General features: G+C 40.8%; 4 protein-coding genes. All 4 read right to left on the reverse strand.

Translation table 11 applies throughout. The annotated features are described in order from the left end of the window. On the reverse strand, positions 1 to 412 hold a 412-nt coding region (locus tag HY063_12705), incomplete at its 3' end, for an SBBP repeat-containing protein (protein ID MBI3502643.1). A 36-nt stretch (positions 413 to 448) separates the two neighbouring features. Continuing rightward, complete coding sequence (locus HY063_12710; GenBank protein ID MBI3502644.1) at positions 449 to 2,056, reverse strand: T9SS type A sorting domain-containing protein; 1,608 nt, start codon at positions 2,054 to 2,056, stop codon at positions 449 to 451. A gap of 69 nt (positions 2,057 to 2,125) precedes the next feature. Beyond that, positions 2,126 to 3,676, reverse strand: coding sequence for a T9SS type A sorting domain-containing protein (locus HY063_12715; GenBank protein ID MBI3502645.1), 1,551 nt, complete (start codon positions 3,674 to 3,676; stop codon positions 2,126 to 2,128). Positions 3,677 to 3,742: 66 nt separating this feature from the next. Then, positions 3,743 to 4,111, reverse strand: coding sequence for a T9SS type A sorting domain-containing protein (locus tag HY063_12720; protein ID MBI3502646.1), 369 nt, complete (start codon positions 4,109 to 4,111; stop codon positions 3,743 to 3,745). Between the last annotated feature and the right edge of the window lie 189 nt (positions 4,112 to 4,300).

The following is a 4,300-nucleotide window of genomic DNA, read 5'->3' on the forward strand; positions in this document are numbered from 1 at the left end:
CGCCTGCATTGGTTAAAGTGGTTGTTCCGAAAGTGATGGCGGGACTTAGAAAATAACCCGTTACGAGAACATTTCCGTTTGCATCCGCTGCAATGCCGTAGCCATAATCAGCAGAAGTTCCGCCCGCGCTTTTTGCCCAGAGCACATTTCCGCTTGCGTCATATTTCACAATAAAAATGTCAGGATAACCTGCATTTGCATTGGTTAAAGTGGTTGTTCCGAAAGTGATGGTGGAACTTTGAAAAATACCCGTTACGAGAACATTTCCGTTTGCATCCGTTGCAATGCTTCTGCCCTCATCATAAGAAGTTCCGCCCGCGTGTTGAGCCCAGAGGTATGCGGGGGATTGGGCGGATACGATGTAAGATGTAAGATGTAAGATGGCAGATGTGAGGAGGAAAATTTTTTTCATTCAACGCAAAGATAAAAGAAAAGGCGGACTTGCTCTTTACTTCACCACCACCATCTTTTTTGAAATTATTCCTTGCTCTGTTTTTACTTGCAGGAAATAAATTCCTTGCTCAAGAGAAGAAACGTCAATGGTGAGATTCCTCGCTGCGCTCGGAATGACACTTTGTGTCACTTTTTCTCCCAGCACATTGTAAATTTCTATTTTGTATTCATTGCCCATTGCCGACTGCCCATTGCCGACTTGTATTTGAAACAGCCCGCTCGTGGGGTTGGGGGAAACAGAAATATTTTCACCTGCTGAATTATTTTCCTCTATTCCCGTTCCATAAAAGCAATATGTTGTTTGCGCACCATAACTTTGGATGGTTGGGGTGATGGTATATGTGTTTACATTCCATACAGCTGGCGGAGGCGTTACGGACGAAACAAAAGTAGTAAAGGCAGACGGCTTGATATCTGGAGTGTATTCCTTACAGCCGCTGTTTCCAACAGAGTCCGTTTTAATTAAAAAAACAAATGAGTGACCAAGGCCATAATTATTTGTTGATGCGAGAATAAATCCTCCATCTGTTGTAAAATCAATAGAGGGAGCATTTTCCCAACTTTGCGACCCTACTCCCATTGAAGTTCCATAATAAGCTTTTTCCCAGAGTAAATTTCCAGCAGGGTCTGTTCTTAAGAAAGAGGCATCTTCATCATAATTTGTATAACTGGTAACAATACTTGCACCTATAATATATCCTCCGTCTTTTGTTTGCTTTAATTGTGAGATACTTCCCCCTCCACAACTTGTGCATGTGCTATCAGTTTTAGACCAAAGCAGGTTTCCATTTGAATCGGTTTTAAAAAGGTAAGGTCCTTCAACACCTGCAGGTTGATGAAATACCCATCCTGCAATAACAAAATCTCCTTCCGAATTTTGAATGACATCAGAGCCCGCATCCTCGGATGTATTTCCGTATGTTTTCATCCACTGAAAATTTCCTGTAGAATCGGTTTTAAGTAAGAAAGCTTCACCACTGTTGTTTGGGTAATTCCCTGTAATAACAAATCCTTTATCAGTTGTTTGCCTGACGGAAGAGCCATAAAAACAATTCAACGTATCGCCCCAAGCCCTTGTCCATAGTACATTTCCCACTGAATCTGTTTTTAACAGGCATAGCAAATAATGGCAATGTAAACTATCTAAAGTCGGATTGTCATAATTGCGTGTTAAAATAATAAAGCCATGGTCGGATGTTTGCCTGAAAGAAACCGACCAATTATCTGCCGTATTACCATAGGTTTTTGACCAAAGAATATTTCCGTCTGAATCGGTTTTAATCATATAAATATTATTATTCAGGGTTGATGATAAGAGAGCCAAACCTCCATCGTTTGTCTGTTCAAGCAATTCCCCTCCCCCTCCGCTATAAATTTTTGTCCAGAGCAAAGTCCCGTTTGAATCGGTTTTGAGTAAATAAGCATTACCTGACCATCCATAATTTCCCGCAATAATGTATCCTTCATCTGCAGTTTGCTTCGCACATTTAGCCCCCGTAGGAGTTGTGCCTCCGTAATTCATGTGAAAAGTAACCTGCGCATGAGAGGAAATAAGGAAATAGGGAAATAGGGAAATAAGGGAAATGCAGAAATAGTTCTTCATTGCATAAAGATAATAAAAGCAGCAAGTATCAGATTAAAGACGCATCCTGCTTGGTATTGGTTGCTTGGGTTATTCCGCAATCACAAATTTTTCACGCATGGTTTTGCTGCCTGTTTGGAGTTCGAGAAAATAAATGCCCTGCTCCAGAGAAGAAACGTCAATGGTGAGATTCCTCGCTGCGCTCGGAATGACACGTTGTGTCACTTTTTCTCCCAGCACATTGTAAATTTCTATTTTGTATTCATTGCCCATTGCCGACTGCCCATTGCCGACTTGTATTTGAAACTGCCCGCTCGTGGGGTTGGGGGAAATTTGAATTGCGGATTGCGGATTGAGCATTGCGGATTGAGCATTTAGAGTAGTATCCGTATATCTCGCAATATATTTTGCCGTATCGTTTGTTCCTCCTGAAAATTTTCCTCCTGCGTATAAATCTCCTTTGAAAGAGGCAAGCGCATACACTTCATCGTTTCTTCCTCCGCCTACATCGCTCCATTGTGTGCCATTCCAGTGCGCAAGGTTGCTTGCGGCATTTCCTCCTGCCTGCGTGAATGAGCCGCCTGCGTATAAGTCACCGTTATGAATGGTGAGCGCATATACTGTTCCGTTTGTTCCGCTTCCAAGCGCAGACCAACTGCTGCCGTTCCATACGGCAATATTATTTGCAGCATTGCCTCCTGCCGTTGTAAAATTTCCTCCTGCATAAATTTTGCCGTTGTAAGCAAGCAATGTTTTTACCACTCCGTTTACTCCGCTGCCGAGCGAATCCCAACTTGCGCCATTCCATTTTGCAAGGTTGTTTGCTTTAATTGTGCCTGCCGAATCAAACAAACCTCCTGCGTATACATTAGAAGTATCAATTACTTTAATCGCATACACCGGACCAGTGGTGCCGCCTTGCATGAAATTAAAAGTGAGTTTAGGACAATGATTATAAAAACCTATGTACCTTGTACTGTCATTATTTGTAGAGCCATTACAAAATACGCAACGAGCCGCAATGTAGGTATACATATAAGGAAAACAATTCCCGTTCCACAGGGTTTTTGAAAAATCAATTGCAAATACAGTATCCATATAATTAAAAGAATAAACCCCCATCTTGATACTGCTTGCTATGGTTCCTTCACAAAACATAATATTATTTGCGTATGATTCAGACATTGCAGGCGCACTGCAATTCCCCCAGTTAAACCTGCCCGCGCATGAAAACCAAATCCCGCCCATAGTATCCTGAAACCTTGCCACTGAAAAAACAGAAGGGCGTAAGGGGTTTACCTTGTTGATGTCGGGGTAGGGCTGGCAGTCCGGTGCTCCTCCTGACAGATAATAAGAATTATTCCAATACCACGATAATACTGGTCCCATGCAAATTGCATGATGCACAGAACTACTATCCCATATAAGCGAATCGAATTCTCCGCCAAAATACAATATCTCACCGCCAGTAGGGTCCCATAAGGAGTCAGGATACAATACTCGGACAGGACCGTCTATATACATTTTCCAGCCAGCACTTATACCATAATCAATTACAGACAGCCACTTTTTTTGAGCGAAAGCAGCCGGAGAAAAACAAATGCCGGAAGCGAATAAAAAAATAAGCAAACATTTTTTCATTACGCAAATGTAATAATAAAAGCAGGAAAGAACAAATTATTGTTTCTTCCTGCTTTTTTGGTTTTATTATTCATCCGTAATAATAAATTTACCTGTAGCAAGGTTTTTATCGTCCTCACTGATTTTATAGAAATAAATTCCCTTACCTAAATCGCCCCTTTCAAGAAATATAGTATTGGAATTGATATTTTGCACACTTGAAACTAATTTTCCTGTAATGTCATAAATCGATAAAACGCCATTATGAATAGTTTCAGGATTTAGTTTAATAATGGCGCTGTAAGAAAATGGATTTGGATATAATTCCTCCTGTAAATCATTTTCAGAAGTTTGCCCCATTAATCTTGGAGGAGGGGCTAGGCAAATAATGGTGCTCCCATATTTTAATGTTACGTAATTGTAATTTTGATTATTTACCCAAGTTCCGCCAGCCACATAAACCTCATCTGTGCAATAGGTCGCGTTATATACAACTTTTAATGTATATAGGACTTTCGCAAGATTAGTGAAAATGAGTTAGTGGTGTTCTGAGTTGTTGCACAAGGAACTGTTTAAACAATCCTGTTTTTACTTGATAGAGCGTTTGATTCGTTTGATAACCGATCGTAGCCAAAGACATCCAAA

The sequence above is a fragment of the Bacteroidota bacterium genome (assembly GCA_016195025.1).
Lineage (GTDB): Bacteria > Bacteroidota > Bacteroidia > Palsa-948 > Palsa-948 > Palsa-948.